The sequence below is a fragment of the Saccharothrix isguenensis genome, from assembly GCF_052936305.1.
The window spans coordinates 4,082,752-4,101,653 of record NZ_CP193626.1 but is presented as its reverse complement, the minus strand read 5'-3'; the positions used below and the strand labels follow the sequence as shown (position 1 = coordinate 4,101,653).

Genomic DNA, 18,902 nt, shown 5'->3' with positions numbered 1-18,902 from the left:
CGGGCGGCCGGTTGGCAACAGGTTGGTGGTGATCACCACCAACCGGTGGCGGGCGATATACAGTCCCCGCCCATGAGCGTGGCCGACAGCACCGCACCCGCCGTGGACCGCAAGCGGGAACAGCGCGGGTGGACCTGGTACGACTGGGCGAACTCGGTGTTCCCGACCTCGGTGGTCACCGTGTTCCTCTCCGGCTACCTCACCGCCGTGGCGAAGGAAGCGGCCATCGCCGACACCGCCCGCAACGGCGCCGACGCCTGCGTCGACGGATCGCTGCGGCAGTGCGACATCTCGCTGTTCGGCGCGTACTTCCCGGCCGGGTCGCTGTGGGGCTACCTGCTGTCCATCGCCACGGTCGTCCAGGTCCTCGTGCTGCCCATCATGGGCGCCATCGCCGACCGCACCCAGAACAAGCGGCGCATGCTCGGCGCCCTCGCGTTCACCGGCTCCGTCGCCACCATCGCCCTGGCCACCGTCTCCGGCGACAACTGGCACCTCGGCGTCGTCCTGTTCATCCTCGGCAACATCTGCTACGGCGCGTCCGTGGTCGTCTACTACGCGTTCCTGCCCGAGATCGCCGGGCCCGACGAGCGCGACGCCGTGTCCGCCCGCGGCTGGGCGTTCGGCTACCTCGGCGGCGGCGTCGCGCTCGGCATGCAGTTGGCGTTGTTCATCGGCCACGACGCCATCGGCCTCAGCGAAGGCGGCGCCGTCCGCGTCGGGTTCATCCTGTCCGGCCTGTGGTGGGCCGGGTTCACGCTCATCCCGCTGGCCCGCCTCAAGCGGCACCAGGCGCCGCACGGCAGCGAGTCGGGGGCGTCGGTCGTCACCGCCGGGTTCGCCGAACTGCGCCAGACCGTCAAGCAGGCGCGCATGTTCCCGCTCACCCTCGCGTTCCTGGGCACCTACCTCATCTACACCGACGGCATCGCGACCGTCGCCAACGTCTCCGCCCAGTACGGCCGCGACGAGCTGAAGCTCGACGAGACGGTCCTGATCACGACGATCCTCATCGTCCAGTTCGTGGCGTTCTTCGGCGGCATGCTCCACGGGCGGCTCGCCAAGTCGTGGGGCGCGAAACGCACCATCATGGTCAGCCTGTGCGTGTGGATCGTGGTCATCGGCGCGGCGTTCTTCGTGCAGGCCGGGCAGCAGACCCAGTTCTACGCGCTCGCCGCCGGCATCGGCCTCGTCCTGGGCGGCACCAACGCCCTGTCGCGGTCCCTGTTCAGCCAGATGATCCCGCCCGGCCGCGAGGCCCAGTACTTCTCGCTCTACGAGGTCGGCGAACGCTCCACGTCGTGGCTGGGCCCCATGGTGTTCGCGGGCGTGGGGCAGGCCACCGGGTCGTTCCGGCTGGCGATCATCTCGCTGGTCGTGTTCTTCGTCGTCGGCTTCGTGCTGATGATCTTCGTGCCGGTGCGGCGGGCCATCGTCGCCTCCGGCAACCCGGTGCCCGCCAAGGTGTGACCCCGTGGGCGGGAACCGGGGGACGAGTCTCGGGAGTCGGTCGCCGGGTCAGTCGGTCGGCTCGGGTGGGAAACCGCCCGTGGCGACCGGACCCCACCGGTCGATCGTCACCCGGATCAGGACCTTCCCCTGGCGGCGCATCGCCTCCCGGTACTCGTCCCAGTCCGGGTGCTCACCGGAGATCGACCGGTAGTACTCCACCAGCGGCTCCAGCGCCTCCGGCAGGTCCAGCACCTCGGCCCGCCCGTCCACCTGCACGTACGGGCCGTCCCACTCGTCCGACAGCACGCACACCGTCACCCGCTCGTCCCGGCGGGCGTTGCGCGACTTCGCCCGCCCCGGGTACGTCGACACCACGATCCGCCCCTCGGAGTCCACCCCGCACGACACCGGCGACACCTGGGGCCGCCCGTCCGAGCGCGTGGTGACCAGCAGCGCGCGGTGACGCGGCCGGAGGAACGCGAGCAGCTCGTCGCGGGACACGGCGTCGGCGGTGGCGAATTTCGGCATGTCCACCAGCCTAGGAGAACCCGCACGACCGGCAACCCGCCGACTCGTCGACGACCCCGGCCACCGCAGTCACCCCGGCCACCCGGTCGGCCGCCGCGGGATCGCGGAGGAGGGCCTTCTCGGCCCGGTGGTCGCCCAGTTCCCCGGCGGCGGCGAGTCCGAGGTCCGTGACCTCTTCCCAGTCGGCGATCCGCTCGCGGTCGATCAGGTACGGCTGCAACAGCCACGCCAACTGCCAGGCCGCCGCGTACCTCGCCCAGCAGTACGCGCTGTGGACGAGCGGGACCAGGTTGGCGGCCTCCGCGTCGCACCAGGCCGCCGCCGACTCGCGGTCCGCGAACGTCCTGCCCGGTCCTGCGGCGAACGGCTCCACCAGGTCGTACCGGCGGTTCGGCCACAGCAGCCGGCAGACGTGCATCGTGGTGGCCAGGTACCAGCCGAGCACCCGGTCCCCGACCGCGGCGCGTTCCTCCTCGCTGTCGTACCTGGCGGACAACGTGGCCGCGTACGTGCGGACGAGGTCGTGGAAGCGGTACCGGCCACGTCCCGGCCGGGCGAGCAGGTTCGCCGCGACCAGGCTGTCCAGGGCGGCGCGGACCTGGTCCGCGCGGCACTCGGCCAGTCCCGCCGCGATCGGTTCGGGAGCGAAGTCGTCCGGGCCCACGAAGAACCCGGTCAGCCGGAACAGCCTGGCCACGGGAGGGTCCAGCGCGCGGTAGGAGTACGAGAAGACGGCGCTGAGGTCCGTCGCGTCCCCGTCGCGCAGGTCGAACGTGTCGAGCAGGGCGAACCGGTCCTCGGCGACCAGGTCGGACACCACCTCGGCCAACGGCAGGTCCGGGTAGCGGTTGACCTGCTCGCCGAGGATGCGGATCGCGAGAGGCAGCCGGTCGCAGCACCGCACCAGTCGTCCGGCCGCGTCGGGCTCCGACTCCACCCGACCCGCGCCGATGACCGCCCCCAGCAGGTCGAGCGCGTCCGGCGTCGCCAACCGGGGCAGCGGCAGCCGCACCGCGCCGTCGCGGGCCGCGAGGCCCGCCATGCCGGCGCGACCGGTCACGACCACGAGGTTTCCCCGGGCCGGCAGCAGGGGCCGCACGTACTCGCTGCCCGGCGCGTCGTCCAGGAGCACGAACAGCTTCCGATCGGCGGTGACCGAGCGCCACAGCGCCGACCGGCCGGCCAGGTCCCGCGGCAATCGCGACTCCGGCACGCCCACCGCCTCCAACAGCGCCGCCAGCGCGGTCTTGCCCGCCCCGCCCATGCCCTCGATCGTGGCCAGCCCGCCGGTCGGCACGAGGGAGCGCAGGACGGCGAGCTGCTCGTGCCTGCCGACGAACCGGCCGGTGGGAGCGGGGAGCTGGCGCGGCACCAGCGGCGTCGACACGGCCGCGGGTCCGGGCGCGGGTCCGGCTGCGTGCGCGTCGGGGTCGCCGACGAGGATCGCGTGGTGTGCGCGCCGCAGCGCCGGACCCGGATCCAGCCCCAGTTCGTCCGACAGCGCCGTGGCGGCCGCGCGGTAGACCTCCAGGGCGTCGGCGGTGCGCCCGGACCGGTGCAGCGCGAGCATCAGCTGCGCGTGCGGGTGCTCCCGCAGCGGCTGCTCGGCGACCCACCGGCGCAGCGGCGTGATGACCGCCGCGTGGTCGCCCAGGGCGAGCATCGCGCTCGTCCAGTTCTCCCGGGCCCGGAACCGCCGCTCCTCCAGCGCGGGCAGCTCGTCGCGCCGGAGCACGTCCGAGTCGACGTTGGCCAGTGCCGGACCGCGCCACAGCGCCAGTGCCTGCTCGAACCGGGTCGCGGCCTGGCGTGCTTCGCCCGCCGCCAGCAGTTCCTCGCCGGAAGCGGTCAGCTCGACGAACCGGGTGAGGTCCAGGGCGGCCCCGACGACGGCCCGGTAGCCGTTGCGCTCGGTGTGGATGTGCCGGTCGCCGATCGCCCCGCGCAGCCTGGACACGTAGTTGTGGAGCGGACCCTTGACGCTGTCGGGGTCCCTGTCGTCCCACAACCACCGGGCCAACCGGTCGACCGTCACGACCTCGCCCGCACGCAGCAGCAACCCGGCGAGCACGATCAGGGGTGTGCCGCCGCCCAGCGACACCACGCGTCCTGCGACGCGGGCCTCGACCGGCCCCAACACGCTCAGTTCCAGGTCCATGGACCAATGGTGCGATGTGCGTGCAGACAGAGTGCAGACAGCGACGCGCTGTTGGCTGGGCCCGCGACGCAAGAAACGACCAGGGGGATGTAGATGATCCGCACCTTGAAAACGCTCCTGGCATTATCGGCGCTCATCGGGCCGTTCATGCTGCTCGGCGGCGGCGCCGCGAATGCCGATCCGTACTGGGCGCCGGTCACGAGAACCAGCGCGTTCAAGTGCTCGCTGCCGGTTCCGCACCCGTTCTTCAACGTCACGTTCGAATCGTGCGTGGTCGTCAACTCCACCGCGACCCAGGCCGTGGCGATCATCTCCGACCACGGCACATCGGCGGTTCCCGTGGAGGCGCCGCACGTCGAGCTGCACGTGAACGGCTCTCTCAGCTACGACCGGAGTTGCCTCCCGAGCACCCTCAGCGGCGGCTACACGAGGGCCTGCTTCGGTCCGACCCAGACGCGTCCGTGCGGCACGACGGTGCAAGCGTGGGCGACCGTCGGCGTCCAGGGCTGGTTCACGGGCACGTGGTCGCAGAGTCGGCCGATGTGCACGTGATCCGGTCACGCCACCGGACTCGGTGACATGGCGGTGCGCCCGGACACGTGTCCGGGCGCACGGTCGTATCAGCAGGTCACAGGTCGGCGAAGCACGCCTGCGGCGACCAACCGCGGGTGCCGTCGTTGGCGATCAACCGGACCCAGCCGTTGCCGTTGGTCACGCCGCACGCGGTGTACCGGCGACCGAGGTCGTACCCCGGGTTGCAGCGGACCACGTCGCCCGCCCGGACGGAGCCGATGACCCGGAAGCTGTTCCAGCCGCTGTAGACGTTCGCGTCGTAGGTCGCGACCATGTAACCGTTGGGGCAGTGCGCCAAGGCGGCCGGCGCAACCGCCTGAGCGGCAACGGACGGTGCAGCGGCGGCCGGTACGGCGAACTCCGGCGCGGCGGACGCCGTCAACGGCGCCGCCACCACGAGCGCTGCCGCGGCCGCGGCAGCGGTGAGAACGCTGATCCTGCGCATGGATCTCCCCCTCGTTCGCACGAATTCGCGACCGGGGGTCATTTGTTTCCACAGCGCGGAAGCGGCACATGCCATGATCTTCCTGTTCGGCAGCGACTTCGCGCCGACCCCCCGATTCGACCCCCCGATTCGACCACCCGGTCGGCCGCCGGATTTCCGGACGACCAGGACAGGTTATGGCGACACGTCCGACGCGGGCAATGGTTCTTCAGGGTGAGGTGACCGACTCCGGTCGGCGCCCGCCGGTACAGCCGCGAGATCACGTCGGGGTCGTCCCCGCGCGCCGCCATCGCCTCCGCGGGGCACGGCGGCAGCAGTCCCTGCCGGCACCGGGGGCGGACGGTGAACCGCTGTGCCGAACGGCGGGTGAAGCGTGGTTCTCGGTGGCCCCACCCGGGACCACCGAGAACCACGAAGAGGACCTACCGCAGTGCGAGGGCGCGGCGGCGGAAGACCACCAGCGCCACCGCGAGCACGACCGCCGCCATCCCGGCCAGCACGCCGATCTCCGGCAGCACCGCACCCACGCCCGTGCCCGGGGTGGACAGCGCCAGCAGCGCGTCCATCGCCCACGAGTGCGGGAACAGGTAACCGATCGTGGTCAGGGTCTCCCCGGCGACCTCGCGCGGCCACAGGCAGCCGCCGAGCATGCCCAGCACGATCCCGATCGGCGGGCCGATCGCGGGCGCCTGCGACGGCGATCGCACCAACGCGCCCACCAGCATCGCCGCCCCGGTGGCGACCAGGCAGAACACCGTCACCACCGCCGCCACCGCCACCGGATCACCCCAGCGGACGTCGAACAGCAACCGGCTCGCCACGATGATCAGCAGCGACTGCGACAACGCCACCAGGAACCGGCTCAGCGCCTCGCCGGCCAGCACCCGGCCCGGACCGACCGGGGTGGCCAGCGCCCGGCGCACCATGCCGATCCGGCGGCTCTCCACCAGCGCCGCCGCCACCGCCAGCGAGTTGATGAACGTGAACAGCAGCAGGTTCGCCGGCGCCGTGTAGGCGAACCCGGTCGGCGTGTCGGAACCCTGCCCGGAACGGCGGATCGCGACGTCACCGGAATCCGCCTGCGCGGCCGACACGTACTTCTCCGCCAACTCGGGGGTGGCTCCCGCGCCCAGCGCGGCCCGCGTCGCCTCCCGCACCGCCGACACCTTGCCGACCGCGACGTCGATCTCGCTGCGCGCGGCCAGGGCGCTGCCGCTGCCCTGCGGTGTCACCAGGTCCAGCGACGGGTCGTCCGGGCGCACCACCAGGCCGGCGGCCAGCGCGCCCCGGCGGACACCGTCGCGCATCTCGTCCTCGGTGTCGTGCCGCTGGACCTCCAGCTTCGGGTTGGCCGTCAACTCCCGCAGCAGCGCCGCCGCGACGGGGTCGGAGTCCTGGGCGACCACGCCCACCGGCATCGCGCCCGTGCCCGACGTGCCGCCCAGCGCCATGCCGACGAACAGGATCGTCAGGATCGGCATGACCACGATGAAGAACAACCCGACGCGGTCCTTGGACTGGCGGCGCAGGTTCGCCGCCACCAGTGCCGTGATCGGCCGCGGCCTCATGCCGCTCATGCGAGCAGTCCCTTCCGGATGCGGTACACCGCGAGGGTCCCGGCGACCACGCCGATGCCCGCGACGACCGCGATGGGGCCGGCGACGGCCGTCACGCCCTCACCGGTGCTCGCCAGGTGGGTCAGCCCCGAGGCCACCCACCCGTTGGGGGTGAGCAGGGCGGCGTGCTGCAGGAACTCCGGCAGGTTGTACAGCGGCACCAGGCTGCCGCCCAGGAACGCGAACACGAACCCGATGCCCAGCGTGTAGCCGTCGGCCTGCGCGTCGGTCTTCGCGCCGCTGGCCACGAGCATCACCAGGGACGTCGCGGCGAACGTGTGCGCCAGGCACAGCGCGAACACCCCCGCCGGATCGCCCCAGGACTCGCCGAATATCAGCACCGACGACCCCCAGGTCGCGCACATGCTCAGCAGCGCCAACCCGAACCCGACCAGCGCCTTCCCGGCCGGGGCGGTCCACACGGGCACCGGCGCGGCGCGGATGCGGCCCAGCGTGCCCAGCTGGCGTTCGGTCAGCAGGCTGCGGGCGGAGGAGCCGGCCACGAAGAACGCGAACAGCACCGCCATGCCCGAGCCGTAGTAGACGGCCATGTCCACGGCGCCGCCGCTCATCGGGTCGCCCGCCAACTCCAGGGTCGGGCCGCGGGCCCCGTTCTCCTCCACGTACGCCTTGACCTGCTCGGACGGCATCCCGGCCGCCAGGACGGCCTTCGCCGCCAGGGTGCGGGCGTCGACGAGCGCGGAGATCCGGTCGACCATGCTGCGGGCGATGGTGCCCGCCAGCGGCGTGTCGGGGGACTCCAGGACCTGCATCTCGCCGCCGCGGCCCGCGCCGACGCTCTCGGTGAACCCGGCGGGGAACACCAGCGCCGCACCGGCCTCGCCGGTGTCGATCGCGGCACGGGCGGCGTTCTCGTCGGTGTAGTCGCGGAAGGTCAGGATGTCCTTGAGCTCCGGCACGGCCAGCGCCTCGCGGCGCACGCTGGCGGGGAACTCGCCGCCGTCGTGGTCGACGATGGCGATGGTCGTGCGCAGCGGCGGGTCGTCGCCGCCCAGCGCCACCCCGAACAGGGTGGCCAGGGCGATCGGCGCCACGAGGGTGATCAGCACCGCGGTGCCGTCGCGCAGCCGGCTGCGCAGTTCGTGCAGGCTCACCACGAAAAGGGCTCTCACGTCCGCGTCCGCCCTCTAGTCCCTCAGCGACTTGCCGGTCAGGTGCAGGAACGCGGCCTCGAGGTCGGGTTCCACCACCTCCACGCCCGTGACGGCGGCGATGCCGGGCAGCGCGCCGATCAGCGCCGGCAGCAGGTGCCGTCCGCCGGTGGCGAGCAGCCGCACCGAGTGCGAGCCCGTGACGATGGCCTCGCTCACCCCGTCGATGCCGCGCAGCTTGTCCGCGGCACGGGTGACGTCGCCGTCGAGGACCAGTTCGATCCGGTCGGCGCTGCCCAGCCCGGCGACGAGCTCCTCCTTGGTGCCCTCCGCGACGAGCTTGCCGTGGTCGATGATCCCGACCCGGGTGCAGACCCGCTCGACCTCCTCCATGTAGTGGGAGGTGTAGAGCAGGCTCATCCCGTCGGCGACCAGCGCCTCCACCCCGTCGAGGATCGCGACGCGGCTCTGCGGGTCCACGCCCACCGTCGGCTCGTCCAGGATCAGCAGCGACGGTTCGTGCAGCAGCGCCACGGCGATGTTGCAGCGGCGCTTCATGCCACCGGAGTAGGTCTCCACCCGGTCCTTCGCGCGGTCGCGCAGCCCCACCATCCCCAGCACCTCGTCGATGCGCCCGGCCAGGGCGCGCCGGGGGATGCCGTGCAGCCGGCCGAAGAACCGCAGGTTCTCCAACGCCGTCAGCTCCGGGTAGAGGGCGATCTCCTGCGGCACGTAGCCGATGCGGGACTTGGCGAGGGCCGGGTCGTCGGCCACGACCGCGTCACCCACCCGCACCGAACCCTCGTCCGGGCGCAGCAGCCCGACCAGCATGGAGATGGTGGTGGTCTTGCCCGCACCGTTCGGCCCCAGCAGCCCGTAGGCCTCGCCGCTGTCGATGTGGAAACCCACGTCGTCGACCACGGTCTTGTCTCCGTAGCGCTTGGTCAGCCCGGTGCACTGCAGCGCGGGCGGCGCGGTGGAGGTGCGGGGCAAGGAAGCCATCGGCGTCGAGGTCACTGGGTCCCTTCCGCGGCGCGCCCCGACAGGGATTCCGGATCGGACGCGCCCACGACGTTGTTGGCCAGCCGCTGGCGTGTCACGTCGACGCTGATGCGCACGTCGAGCGGGCTGTTCCCGGTGATCGTATTCCACTCCAGGGAATTGTCCACGGCGTCCGATCCACCCCATTCCGCGGAGGAATCGACGACCAGCGCGGCGGGCATCACGGAGAAACCGCCGGGCTGGTTGCCGTGCAGCCGGTTGCCCACCACCGACACCCTCTCGGTGCCGATCAGCGCGATGCCGACCCCGGAGATCGGCGGGCCGGCCGCGCCCAGCGCCTCCGGGTCGTCGCCGCCCGCGGCGAGCGTGTTGTCGTAGACGTCGTTGTCGGACACCAGGCAGTCGCGCACGCCGCCCTCGGGCTCGCCCGGGTACACCTGGTGCAGCAGCAGCATCCCGGCGGCGTTGCCGTGGCAGCGGTTGCGCAGCACGCGGGCGCGGCTGGAGTTGTCGACGAACACGCCGAAGGCGTTGCCGACGCACTCGTTGTCGGCGACCACGGCGTCCGCGCGCGAGCAGAACGCCAGCGCGATCCCGCCGTAGCGGCTGTTCTCGCCGCGGCAGCGCGACACGTCGATGCCGGTGGACTCCCGCACGTACAGGCCCCACACGACGTTGTCGACCGCCTCCACGTCGTGCAGCCGCAGGCCGGCGACGGTGTGGGCGTAGACGCCGGCGCCGGAGAACCCGCGCACGGTGAGGCCTTCCACGGCCACCTCGCCGATCCCGGTGTCGCTGTGCACGACGATGCCGCTGACGACCTCCGGCGGGGCGTCGTGCAGCGCCGGCACGGTGGACGGCGCGACGGGGCCCGGCACCAGGACCGTGCGCCCGGAGCCCGCGCCCTTCAGCGTCACACCGGGGTGGGTGATGACGACGTTGCCGCTGTGCGTGCCCTCGGCCAGGAGCACGGTCGCGCCGGGGCCGCCGCGGTCCAGCGCCTCCTGGATCGACTGACCCGGCTCGACCCGGATTCCGGTGTCCGCGGTGGGTTGGGGGGTCTGGTCCAGGGTCTGGTTCACGGCCATCGTTGCTCCTCCTCGGTGGTAGCGGTCAGGATCGCGAGCGCGACGACCCGGTCGCCGGCCCAGCCCCAGCGGGCCTCGCCGACCACGGCCGCCGCGGGCCGCCCCGGCGCCAACCGGGTCAGCGCGGCGGCGTGGCTGGCGCCGTGCACGCTGTAGGCGATGGTGTTGCTCAACGGGATGCCGGTGGTCTTCTCCACCTCGGGGGCCGCGCCCGCCAGCAGCGGCCCGGCCCACTCCCGGGCGGCGTGGTCCACGTCGCCGCGGGCCCGGAAGTCGTGCCAGCTGAACCCCGGCGGCCGGCCGCCGACCGCCTTGATGAAGCACTCCTTCACCGCGACGCTCGCCGCGGCGGCCAGCTCCGCGTCGGGGTGCAGCCCGTGCTCCTGCGGCGTGGTGACGTGCCGCAGGTAGGCCGGGCCGCTGTAGGCGATGGCGCGGGTGACGCGGCCGATGTCGACGATGTCCACGCCGAACAGCACCGGCCGCCCACCCGCGACACCGCCGAAGAGCATGTCGATCACACCGGCGCTCCGACCACCCGGTCGAGGAATCCCAGCAACCGGTCGGAGTACTCCTCGGGCGCTTCGATCATCGGGATGTGGCCGCAGTCCTCGACCGCGACGAACTCGGTGTCCGGACGGTCGGGGATCACCTTCTCCCACGGGTCGATCGGCGTCATCCGGTCGTGGCGGCCCCACACGTACAGCGACGGGCAGGAGATCCGGTCCAGCGCGGGCTCGACCTGGTAGGTGCGGGTGGCGCGGATGCTGCGGGCCATCGACAGCATCGCCGGGCCCTGCCGCAGCAGGCCCGCGGTCTCGGTGAGCTGCTCGCGGGTGAACAGCGCCGGCCCGTGGAACAGGGCCTTCATCATGATGTCCTCGAACTCCGGGCCCGAGGGCTGCACGCTGGCGCGGCTGTCGACGTTGAGGCCCACGTTCGGGTCCGGGGTCAGGCCCGGCGCGCCGGACACGCCGATGCCCTTGACGCGCTGCGGGAACCGGCCCGCCAGGTCGATCGCGACGAGCCCGCCCAGCGAGTTCGCGCACACCACGACCTCGTCGACACCGGCTTCGTCGCACGCGGCCAGCAGCTCGTCGCCCAGCCGCTCGATGGACCCGGCGATGCGGCTGTCCACCGCGCAGATCGGCTCCACCGTGCGCAGCACCGGCCACCCGGCGGCGGTGAGCCGCCGCACCGGGTCGTCCCAGATCCAGCCGCCGGCGAACAGCGCGGACATGAACACGACCGCGGGCCGCGACTCCTCGCCCGGGATGTGCTCGAAGGTGAAGGCAGTCATGGGGACACTCCAGATCAGAAGAGGGCGCCGGGGATGGGGATCCACCCGCAGTCGCAGGACTTGTCGGGGTGTTCGCGGTCCAGCGTCACCACCGACCCGCAGTCGGGGCAGCGGGCGTAGAGGCTGTCCCGCAGCGGCACCCACACCCCGGTCGCCGCCCCCGTGCACAGGCCGCTGCGGAAGAACCGCCGCATCGCGCGCTGGTGGGGGCGGGCGTGCACGGCGCGCACCGCGTCGACCGACTCGAACGCCGTCAGGGTGTACTTGCGCAGCCCCACGTCCAAGCTGGTCGCGCCGAGGAAACCCTTGGAGGCGCGCAGGCTCTTGACGATCTCCACGCTGAGCAGGTCCACGTCGGCGGCCTCGGCGTCGTCGCGCACGTCGAGCCAGGTCAGCACCAACGCGCCCGCCGGGGTGCCGGCCGCCGACGCGCGGGCCGGGGTGCGGGAGCTGACGCCGAACTCGCGCTCGCCGTCGGCGGCGGGCACGAACCGCGCGGTGTAGCCCAGGACCTCGGCCACCGCGAGCCGGTCGAACACCCGGCGCACGTGCACCGCGCCGTCCCGGGCGGTCAGCACGTCCACCCCGGACACCTCGACCTCGCCGCCGGTGCCGGGCATCCCCAGGTAGGCGTCGCGCTGGACCGCGCGCAGCGTCCACGTCACCACGGCCGTGGTGCCGGTGACGACCGGGTCGCCGGTCTCCAGCTCCAGCTCGGCGAACCTGGTCAGGACCGCGGCGACGTGGCCGGCGAGGTCGTCACCGGTGAGAGGGCCGGCGGTGTCGGGGTCGTCGAACGAGGCGACGGCCGCGGCGATCGCCGCCGGGTCGGCGGCGATCCACGCCGCGCTGTGCCGCCGGGCGGCCCCCGCCAGGTCCACACCGGTCGTGCCGTCGGTCGTGTTGGTGCCGGCCGGGTCCGCGCCGGTCGTGTTCATGCCGGTCACGTCCCTCTCGCCCGGGTCCGGGCCGGTCACGTCGGTGTCGGTCAGGTCCGTGCAGTCCAGGTCCGCGTCGGTCAGTTCCGCGTCGGTCAGTTCCATCCGCCCACCGCCTCCACCACGTCGTCCTCGGGCAGCCGCGCCGACACCAGGGCCACCGCGAACGCCAGGTCGGCGGTGTGGCTGATGGACACGCCGATCCGCCCGCCGGCGACCGTGTCGGCGTCCTCGGACAGCCCGTCCAGCAGCCGCACGCCCGGCGGGTGGCCGTGCATGCACGCGGTGGTGCGGGCGCACATCGCCGACGGCTGCGGCAGGACTTCGACCCGGCCCAGGTGCTGTGCCGTCGCGGGCAGGCCCAGCAGCGACAGCACGGCGTACTTCGCCGCCAGCCGGCCCGCCCAGTGCTGGAGGGTCCGGCCCGCGGCGGAGCGCAGCCGCTCCTCGCGGGAGTAGACCTCCTCCAGCCTCATCGGCCACACCAGCTGCCGGGGCGCGGTCAGCCCGTCGAGCACGACCGCCGCGCTGCCCCAACGCCTCATGCCACCGACTCCGCCCGCAGCCTGCGCACCGCGGTGGGGTCGGCCATGGTCAGGCACCGGCCGCCGACACCGCGGTGCAGCCCGGCGAGGACCTTGCTGTCGCCGACCTCCACGCACGTGTCCACGTCGGCCAGGCGCCGCACCGTCTCCGCCCACCGCACCCGCCCGGTGAGCTGGGCGATCAGCGCGTCGGTGATCGTCGCCAGGTCCGTGGTCGGTTCGGCGGTGACGTTCGGGACGACCGGCACGGCCGGTGGCCGCATCGGTGTCGCCCGCACCGCGTCCGCCCAGTGGTCCACGGCGTCGGCCATCAACGGCGAGTGGAACGCGCCGCCGACCTTCAACGACACCACCTTGCGCGCGTCGACCGCCAGCTCCGCCACCCGCCGCAACGCGGGCAGCGCACCGGAGACGACGATGTTGTCGGGCCCGTTGACCAGGCCGACCACGGCGGGTTCGCCGGGGGCCGACGCCTCCGCCGCCAACTCCGCCACCCGCTGCTCGGTGAGACCCAGCACCGCGGTCATGCCGCCCACGTCCGGCAGTGCCGCCATCAACCGGGACCGGGTCGCGACCAGCCGCAGCGTGGCCTCCACGTCGAGCACGCCCGCCGCGCACAGGGCGCTGAGCTCGCCGACGCTGTGCCCGGCGACGATGTCCGGGACGTGTCCCCGCGACCGCAGCACCTCCAACGCGGCCAGGTTGCACGCGGTCACCACCGGCTGGGCCACGTCGGTGGCGATCAGCCTCTCCAGCGGGCCGCGCGCGCACAGCTCCGCCAACCCCCCGCCGTCGAGGCCGGCGTGCACGTCGTCGGCGACGGCGAACACCCGCGCTCCCGCCGGGTCGCGGCGCAGCCAACCACCCATGCCGACGCGGACCGTGCCCTGGCCCGGGAACAGATACCCGATCATGAGTCCTCCGTTGGTCCGGATGGGCGGACGTCTACATCCGCCGACGACGGCTGACCGCCGCCGCCGCGGGCTGCTCGGTGCCGAGGAAGCCCAGCAGCAGCTTGCCGACCAGCTCGGGCTGGTCCAGCGGGATCCAGTGGCTGGCGTCGTCGACGCGCTCGTAGCGCCACGGGCCCTTGACGAACTTCGCCGACCCGACCATGCCGTCCTCCAGCAGGGCCTTGTCGCCGCTGGACCAGATGCCCAGCGTCGGCGCGAACACCGGCGGGAAGTTGCCCTCCACCCGCAGCTCGGCCTCGGGGGAGCGGTTGGCGCGGTACCAGTTGAGGCCCGCGGTCAACGCGCCCGGCTTGGCCAGCTCGCGCAGGTAGCGCTGGTGGTCGCCCTCGCCGCCGATGATCTCCTTGAACAGCCGCCACCCGTTGCGGCGCAACAGCTGCTCGCTGACGCCGGGGAACTGGTAGAGCAGCATGTACCAGCTGGCGGCGCGCTGCTGCACCGTCTGCGTGGCGAACACGCCGGGGTGGCCGACCGACAGCACCGCGAGGTGGTCCACCCGCCGGGGCATGAGGAACGCGTACATCCACGCCACCGCGGCGCCCCAGTCGTGGCCCACCACGTGCGTCTTCTGGATGCCCAGGTGCATGGTCAGCGCCACGACGTCGTTGACGATGTTGCGCATCGAGTAGGCGTCGATCTCCTGCGGCTTGGACGACTCGCCGAACCCGCGCAGGTCCGGGGCGATGACCCGGAACCCGGCGTCGACCAGCATCGGGATCTGGTGGCGCCACAGGTAGTGCGAGTCGGGGAAGCCGTGCAGCAGCAGCACCGGGTCGCCCTCGCCCTGGTCGACGTAGGCGATCTCGACCCCGTTGACCTGCGCGCGGGCGTTGATCAGACTGTTGTTGGCGGTCACACCGTCTCCCTGAAAAGCCGTTCGGCGAAGAACTCGCTGAACCCGAAGTCGGGCACGTCCTCGGGGCTGACCATGTTGAGCAGGCCGGTGACCTGCGCGGCGAAGTTGTCGTTCATGAGGTCGCGGACGCGGCGACGCCGCTCGGCGGCTTCCGGGCCGAACTCGCAGTGCAGCTTGGCGACGATCTCCGCGCCGAAGTGCAGCCTGCCCATCCGGAAGTCCCGTTCGGCCAGGTAGGGGGCGAACGCGGCGGGCGACCAGTCGTCGCCGCCGAGCAGGATGCCGCACACCGCGCGGGAATCCCGCAGCGCCGAGGACAACCCCGTGCCCAGCACGGTGTCCGCGGCGCCGGCCTCGTCACCGATGAGCACCACGCCGTCCACCACCGGCGGACGCTCCGGCACGGCCTTGACCGACGGCCACAGCTTCAACGGCCCCAGGGGCACCGCCGCGGCGTAGACGGACTTGCCGCGGTCGGGCAGGCACTCCAGCTCGAAGTCGCCGATGAACCGCTCCATGCCGTTGGGCCCGCGGTAGCGGTCGCGGTTGGTGGTGGGGAAGTTGATGTAGAGCCGGGCGACGCCCTCGCCCTGCGGGAACACCATGAACATCTTGTCGGCCTCGGTGCCCATGGCCTGCACGTCCATCGGCCAGTCGTCCAGGCCCGACACGCGCACCCCGCCGCCCCAGTGGTGCACCGAGGTCTCCATGGTGACGCCGACCTGGCGGCCCACCGTGCAGCCGCGGCCGGTCGCGCCCAGCACGATCCGCGCCCGCACCTGGTGCTCGCCCGCGTCGGTGTGGTATGTCACGACCGGGTCCGTGCCCTGCGTGACGCGGACCTTCCGGACCCCCATCACGACCTGGCCGCCGTTGCCGTGGGCCTGCTCGACCATCAGCTCGCACACCGTGTGGTGCGGGAACGACATCGGCCCGCCGACGCCGGGGACGAACCGGGTCATGTCCACGACCTCGGCGTCGTCGGGCGCGACGGTCTCGTCCCACTGGACCCACTCGCGGATCTCCCACGCGCCGCCCACGCCGAACGCGTCCTCCACGCCCAGCAGCTGCGCCTCGCGCATGCCCCACGGGGCGATCCACTCGCCGCGCACGATGTCCTGGTAGGTGTCCTGCTTCTCCAGCAGCAGCACCGACAGGCCGTTCGCGGTGAGGTTCGCCGCCGCCGAGGCGCCCGCGATCCCGCCGCCGACGACGACCACGTCGACGTGCGCCATACCCGTGCCGGGACCGGTCCCGTTGGTTCCCGTGGAGGTCATCCCTGCCACCTCTCCCAGTGCGTGCGCTCCGCGGCCGGGTGCCGACGCGCGGGGCGGAAGTCGGTGCCGACGGTGTAGGCCACCGGCACCATGCACACCTGGGTGACCCCCGAGGGGATGCCCAGCAGGGCGCCGACGTGCTTCTCGAACGGCAGGTGCAGGCCGGTGATCGTGGAGCCCAGGCCCCGGCTGCGCAGCGCCAGCTGGAACGACCACACGGCGGGGAAGATCGAGCCGTAGAAGTTGCTGGCCCGCATGGCGCCCAGCCGCACGTCCTCCTGCCACGTGCCGACGTTGCGGCGGCCCGCGGCGGTGCGCACGTACTCCTCGTCGATCGCGCCGATGTCCGGCGGGCGCCCCAGCACGCACGGGATCACCAGCACCGGCACCCGGGCCAGGATGTCGACCAGGGTCGCGGCGGAGGCGTTGTTGCGCTGGTTCTGCGCGTTGTTGCGCCGCCGCCCCGACCGGGTCAGCACCTCGCGCTGGTGGAAGTTCCACGCGTGCCGCACGACGGTGGCCAGCTCCTCCTTCACCGCCGGCTCGGTGACGACCAGCCACCGCCAGTTCTGCTGGTCGTTGGCCGTCGGCGCCTGCACCGCCACTTCCAGGGCCTGCTCGACGACCTCGCGCGGCACCGGCCGGTCCAGGTCCAGCCGGCGGCGCACCGACCGGGTGGTGGTCAGCAACCGGTCGGTCTCCGCCACGTCGAACGGCGTCCCGGCGGCGGCCTGCGGGGCCGCCGCCTCCGCCGCGGTGGTCACGGGGCGCCCAGGACGGTCACGCCCCGCACCGACCCGGCGGCGGCGCTGAGGACCAGCGCCCGGTCCACCGGTGCGTCGAGCTCCGACTTGGTGACGTACCCGGACAGTCCGCCCACCTGCGGGGTGGTCAGACCGGCCACGGCGGGTGCGACGCCGTCGCGGACCGCGAGCGCGGCCAGCGCCAGGTTCAACCCGCCGGTCGCGGCCCGGCAGTCGCCGGTGTAGCCGGTGGTGGCGGTCAGCAGCGCGTCGGGCACCGCGTCGAACACCGCCGCGGCCTCGTCGGCGTCGTGCTCGTCGCCGACCGCCGCACCGAACACCAGGCGCGCGCCGCCGGTGTCGACCTTCGCCAGGCTGCGCGCCACCAACGACCGCTCGTCCTCGCCGGCGCCGCCGACGTGGCTGCCGCCCACGACCTTCGCGTAGGGCGTGCCGCCGCGCTCGGCGCAGTGCCGCGCCGACTCCACCACCAGCGCCACCGCGCCCGAGGCCGGGACCGAACCGTTGTTGACCCGGTCGTACGGGGTGACGTCGAGCCCTTCGGCGGCGAGCACCGCCTCGTCGGCGGCGACCACGAGCACCACGTCGGCCTTGCCCGCGCGGATGGTCTCCACCGCGCAGTCCAGCGCGATGGACGCCGACGCGCCGCCGTTGCAGATCGTCGTCGTCGGCCCGCGCAGACCCAGCGTCTGGCACACCGCGCCGCCGGTGGCGTTGAGCACCACGTTGGAGAAGCTCAGCACGGCGGGCTTGTTCGGGTTGGCCAGGACGCTCTCGTCGAACCCGTCGGTGCTCTCCAGCGACCCGGCGGCGGTGGCGAACATGACGCCCACGTTCTCCGCCTCCGCGCGGGACAGCTGCAGGCCCGCGTCCTCCAACGACAGCCGCGACGCGGCGATCGCCATGCGGGACAGGTTGTTCATGTGCCGCCACAGCGACCGGGGCGCGAACGTGCGGCCGGTCAGCGACGGCTGCCCGCCGACCTGGCGGCGTCCGGTGGCGAGGGCCTCGCCGACCTCCGCGATGCCGACGCCCAGCGGCCCGACCGGGCCGAGACCGGAGATGACCACGTCCATCTCGGGCAACCCGCCGTCCGCCTCCGCGCCGGCCGTGTCGGTGCGGGGGGAGGTGAGCAGCAGCGACACGTTGTTGCCGCCGAAGGCGTAGTTGTTCGACGCCACCACCGTCATCGGCATCGGCCGCGCCGTGTCGGGCACGAAGTCCAGCCCGGACGGCGCCTCGCGGCCCTCGAAGCCGATGGTCGGCGGCGCGGTCTGGTGCTTGAGCGCCAGCACGCTCGCCACCGCCTCCACCGCACCGGCGGCGCCGAGGGTGTGGCCCAGGAACGACTTGATGCTGCTGGTGGGGACCTGGGGCGCGCGGTCACCGAACACGGTGCGCATCACCTTGATCTCCATGGCGTCGTTCGCCGGGGTGCCCGTGCCGTGCCCGTTGACGTAGTGCACGTCCTCCGGGGTCAGGCCGGCGTCGGCCAGGGCACGGCGCATCGCGCTGACACCGCCGCGACCGGTGGGGTCCGGAGCGGTGGCGTGGTGGGCGTCCGCGGACAGGCCGTAGCCGGCGACCTCCGCCAGCGGCGTCCCGCCCCGCGCCAGGACCCGGTCCAGCGGCTCGACCACGACGAACGCCGCGCCCTCGCCGAGGTTCAGGCCGTCGGAGCGGCTGTAGGGGCCGCAGGGCTCGTTGCTCAGCGCGTGCAGCCCGGCGAACCCGGCGTAGGTGCCGAACAGCAGCGGGTCCACCCCACCGGCGAGGACCACGTCGGCCTCGCCGGTGAGGATCTTGTCCTTGGCGAGCCCGACCGCGTTGCCGCCGGCCGCGCACGCGGTGGACACGAGGATCCGCGGACCCCGCATGCCCAGCGCACCGGCGACGATGTCACCGGTCGCGTGCATCGGCTGGTAGCCGCCGTCCGCGGCCGGGGTGGCCTGGCACTTGCCCAGCACCAACCCGTACCGGTCGGGGTCGTGGTCCTGATCGGACAGGCCCGCCTGGGCGATCGCCTGGCGGGCCGCGACCAGCGCCAACCGGGACGTGCGGTCCAGGTGCGCGTCGGAGGGACCGGACTGCCCGTCGATCCACTCGTCGGGCACCTGCCCGGCATAACGGGCGTCGAACGCGTGGAACGCGTCGTCGGCGATCTCGGTGATCCCGCTGCGACCGGCGGCCAGCCGCTGCCAGAACTCCTGCGGGTCACGGCCGATCGCGCAGATCACGCCGACCCCGGTGATGACGACCGGTCGCAGCGCCATG

General features: G+C 73.1%; 18 protein-coding genes. 2 read left to right on the top strand and 16 right to left on the bottom strand.

All coding sequences use genetic code 11. From position 1 onward, the window contains the following. The first annotated feature begins 72 nt into the window (after nucleotides 1–72). On the top strand, nucleotides 73–1,470 hold the full coding sequence (locus ACRAKI_RS18655; protein WP_447001782.1) for an MFS transporter: 1,398 nt from the start codon (nucleotides 73–75) through the stop codon (nucleotides 1,468–1,470). Nucleotides 1,471–1,518: 48 nt separating this feature from the next. Here the strand turns inward: ACRAKI_RS18655 and ACRAKI_RS18650 are convergent, their stop codons facing one another. Continuing rightward, on the bottom strand, nucleotides 1,519–1,980 hold the full coding sequence (locus ACRAKI_RS18650; RefSeq protein ID WP_447001781.1) for a PPOX class F420-dependent oxidoreductase: 462 nt from the start codon (nucleotides 1,978–1,980) through the stop codon (nucleotides 1,519–1,521). A 10-nt stretch (nucleotides 1,981–1,990) separates the two neighbouring features. Then, nucleotides 1,991–4,138, bottom strand: a complete 2,148-nt coding sequence (locus ACRAKI_RS18645; RefSeq protein WP_447001780.1) for a BTAD domain-containing putative transcriptional regulator — start codon at nucleotides 4,136–4,138, stop codon at nucleotides 1,991–1,993. 93 nt (nucleotides 4,139–4,231) lie between these two features. Here ACRAKI_RS18645 and ACRAKI_RS18640 point away from each other — a divergent pair, with 93 nt between their 5' ends. After that, complete coding sequence (locus ACRAKI_RS18640) at nucleotides 4,232–4,690, top strand: hypothetical protein (protein WP_447001779.1); 459 nt, start codon at nucleotides 4,232–4,234, stop codon at nucleotides 4,688–4,690. Between the two features lie 76 nt (nucleotides 4,691–4,766). Here the strand turns inward: ACRAKI_RS18640 and ACRAKI_RS18635 are convergent, their stop codons facing one another. The 14 genes from ACRAKI_RS18635 to ACRAKI_RS18570 form a co-directional block, all read right to left on the bottom strand. Then, nucleotides 4,767–5,156 (bottom strand): hypothetical protein, encoded by a 390-nt coding sequence (locus ACRAKI_RS18635; protein WP_447001778.1) that lies wholly within the window; start codon nucleotides 5,154–5,156, stop codon nucleotides 4,767–4,769. Nucleotides 5,157–5,578: 422 nt separating this feature from the next. Beyond that, nucleotides 5,579–6,733, bottom strand: a complete 1,155-nt coding sequence (locus tag ACRAKI_RS18630; RefSeq protein ID WP_447001777.1) for an ABC transporter permease — start codon at nucleotides 6,731–6,733, stop codon at nucleotides 5,579–5,581. After that, on the bottom strand, nucleotides 6,730–7,905 hold the full coding sequence (locus ACRAKI_RS18625) for an ABC transporter permease (RefSeq protein ID WP_447001776.1): 1,176 nt from the start codon (nucleotides 7,903–7,905) through the stop codon (nucleotides 6,730–6,732). Before ACRAKI_RS18625 ends, ACRAKI_RS18630 begins: the two co-directional genes overlap by 4 nt. Before the next feature lie 15 nt (nucleotides 7,906–7,920). Further along, nucleotides 7,921–8,886 carry an ABC transporter ATP-binding protein gene (locus ACRAKI_RS18620; RefSeq protein WP_447001775.1) on the bottom strand — a complete coding sequence of 322 codons (966 nt, stop codon included), beginning with the start codon at nucleotides 8,884–8,886 and terminating at the stop codon, nucleotides 7,921–7,923. Between the two features lie 11 nt (nucleotides 8,887–8,897). Beyond that, nucleotides 8,898–9,974, bottom strand: coding sequence for a right-handed parallel beta-helix repeat-containing protein (locus tag ACRAKI_RS18615; protein ID WP_447001774.1), 1,077 nt, complete (start codon nucleotides 9,972–9,974; stop codon nucleotides 8,898–8,900). Next, nucleotides 9,965–10,486 carry a phosphopantetheinyl transferase gene (locus tag ACRAKI_RS18610; RefSeq protein WP_447008449.1) on the bottom strand — a complete coding sequence of 174 codons (522 nt, stop codon included), beginning with the start codon at nucleotides 10,484–10,486 and terminating at the stop codon, nucleotides 9,965–9,967. Before ACRAKI_RS18610 ends, ACRAKI_RS18615 begins: the two co-directional genes overlap by 10 nt. Nucleotides 10,487–10,491: 5 nt before the next feature. Next, nucleotides 10,492–11,274, bottom strand: a complete 783-nt coding sequence (locus tag ACRAKI_RS18605) for an alpha/beta fold hydrolase (RefSeq protein WP_447001773.1) — start codon at nucleotides 11,272–11,274, stop codon at nucleotides 10,492–10,494. Between the two features lie 14 nt (nucleotides 11,275–11,288). Then, nucleotides 11,289–12,317: an ester cyclase gene (locus ACRAKI_RS18600; protein WP_447001772.1), complete on the bottom strand. Its 1,029-nt coding sequence runs from the start codon at nucleotides 12,315–12,317 to the stop codon at nucleotides 11,289–11,291. Beyond that, entirely contained in the window at nucleotides 12,308–12,757 is a 450-nt protein-coding gene (locus tag ACRAKI_RS18595) for a phosphopantetheinyl transferase (RefSeq protein ID WP_447001771.1), read from the bottom strand. Before ACRAKI_RS18595 ends, ACRAKI_RS18600 begins: the two co-directional genes overlap by 10 nt. Then, nucleotides 12,754–13,671 (bottom strand): ACP S-malonyltransferase, encoded by a 918-nt coding sequence (locus ACRAKI_RS18590; protein WP_447001770.1) that lies wholly within the window; start codon nucleotides 13,669–13,671, stop codon nucleotides 12,754–12,756. The genes ACRAKI_RS18595 and ACRAKI_RS18590 overlap by 4 nt, the downstream gene beginning before the upstream one ends. 31 nt (nucleotides 13,672–13,702) lie before the next feature. Next, complete coding sequence (locus tag ACRAKI_RS18585; protein ID WP_447001769.1) at nucleotides 13,703–14,587, bottom strand: alpha/beta fold hydrolase; 885 nt, start codon at nucleotides 14,585–14,587, stop codon at nucleotides 13,703–13,705. Then, nucleotides 14,584–15,864, bottom strand: coding sequence for an NAD(P)/FAD-dependent oxidoreductase (locus ACRAKI_RS18580; RefSeq protein ID WP_447001768.1), 1,281 nt, complete (start codon nucleotides 15,862–15,864; stop codon nucleotides 14,584–14,586). Before ACRAKI_RS18580 ends, ACRAKI_RS18585 begins: the two co-directional genes overlap by 4 nt. Continuing rightward, a complete protein-coding gene (locus ACRAKI_RS18575) occupies nucleotides 15,861–16,628 on the bottom strand; it encodes a nitroreductase family protein (RefSeq protein ID WP_447001767.1) in 768 nt (255 codons plus the stop codon). Before ACRAKI_RS18575 ends, ACRAKI_RS18580 begins: the two co-directional genes overlap by 4 nt. Continuing rightward, on the bottom strand, nucleotides 16,625–18,901 hold the full coding sequence (locus ACRAKI_RS18570) for a beta-ketoacyl synthase N-terminal-like domain-containing protein (RefSeq protein WP_447001766.1): 2,277 nt from the start codon (nucleotides 18,899–18,901) through the stop codon (nucleotides 16,625–16,627). Before ACRAKI_RS18570 ends, ACRAKI_RS18575 begins: the two co-directional genes overlap by 4 nt. Nucleotide 18,902: the final 1 nt, after the last annotated feature.

Coding starts and splice junctions, on each gene's coding strand:
- ACRAKI_RS18655 (WP_447001782.1), top strand. CDS start 73: ATGAGCGTGGCCGACAGCACCGCACCCGCCGTGGACCGCAAGCGGGAA.
- ACRAKI_RS18650 (WP_447001781.1), bottom strand. CDS start 1,980: ATGCCGAAATTCGCCACCGCCGACGCCGTGTCCCGCGACGAGCTGCTC.
- ACRAKI_RS18645 (WP_447001780.1), bottom strand. CDS start 4,138: ATGGACCTGGAACTGAGCGTGTTGGGGCCGGTCGAGGCCCGCGTCGCA.
- ACRAKI_RS18640 (WP_447001779.1), top strand. CDS start 4,232: ATGATCCGCACCTTGAAAACGCTCCTGGCATTATCGGCGCTCATCGGG.
- ACRAKI_RS18635 (WP_447001778.1), bottom strand. CDS start 5,156: ATGCGCAGGATCAGCGTTCTCACCGCTGCCGCGGCCGCGGCAGCGCTC.
- ACRAKI_RS18630 (WP_447001777.1), bottom strand. CDS start 6,733: ATGAGCGGCATGAGGCCGCGGCCGATCACGGCACTGGTGGCGGCGAAC.
- ACRAKI_RS18620 (WP_447001775.1), bottom strand. CDS start 8,886: ATGGCTTCCTTGCCCCGCACCTCCACCGCGCCGCCCGCGCTGCAGTGC.
- ACRAKI_RS18615 (WP_447001774.1), bottom strand. CDS start 9,974: ATGGCCGTGAACCAGACCCTGGACCAGACCCCCCAACCCACCGCGGAC.
- ACRAKI_RS18610 (WP_447008449.1), bottom strand. CDS start 10,486: ATGCTCTTCGGCGGTGTCGCGGGTGGGCGGCCGGTGCTGTTCGGCGTG.
- ACRAKI_RS18605 (WP_447001773.1), bottom strand. CDS start 11,274: ATGACTGCCTTCACCTTCGAGCACATCCCGGGCGAGGAGTCGCGGCCC.
- ACRAKI_RS18600 (WP_447001772.1), bottom strand. CDS start 12,317: ATGGAACTGACCGACGCGGAACTGACCGACGCGGACCTGGACTGCACG.
- ACRAKI_RS18595 (WP_447001771.1), bottom strand. CDS start 12,757: ATGAGGCGTTGGGGCAGCGCGGCGGTCGTGCTCGACGGGCTGACCGCG.
- ACRAKI_RS18590 (WP_447001770.1), bottom strand. CDS start 13,671: ATGATCGGGTATCTGTTCCCGGGCCAGGGCACGGTCCGCGTCGGCATG.
- ACRAKI_RS18580 (WP_447001768.1), bottom strand. CDS start 15,864: ATGACCTCCACGGGAACCAACGGGACCGGTCCCGGCACGGGTATGGCG.
- ACRAKI_RS18570 (WP_447001766.1), bottom strand. CDS start 18,901: ATGGCGCTGCGACCGGTCGTCATCACCGGGGTCGGCGTGATCTGCGCG.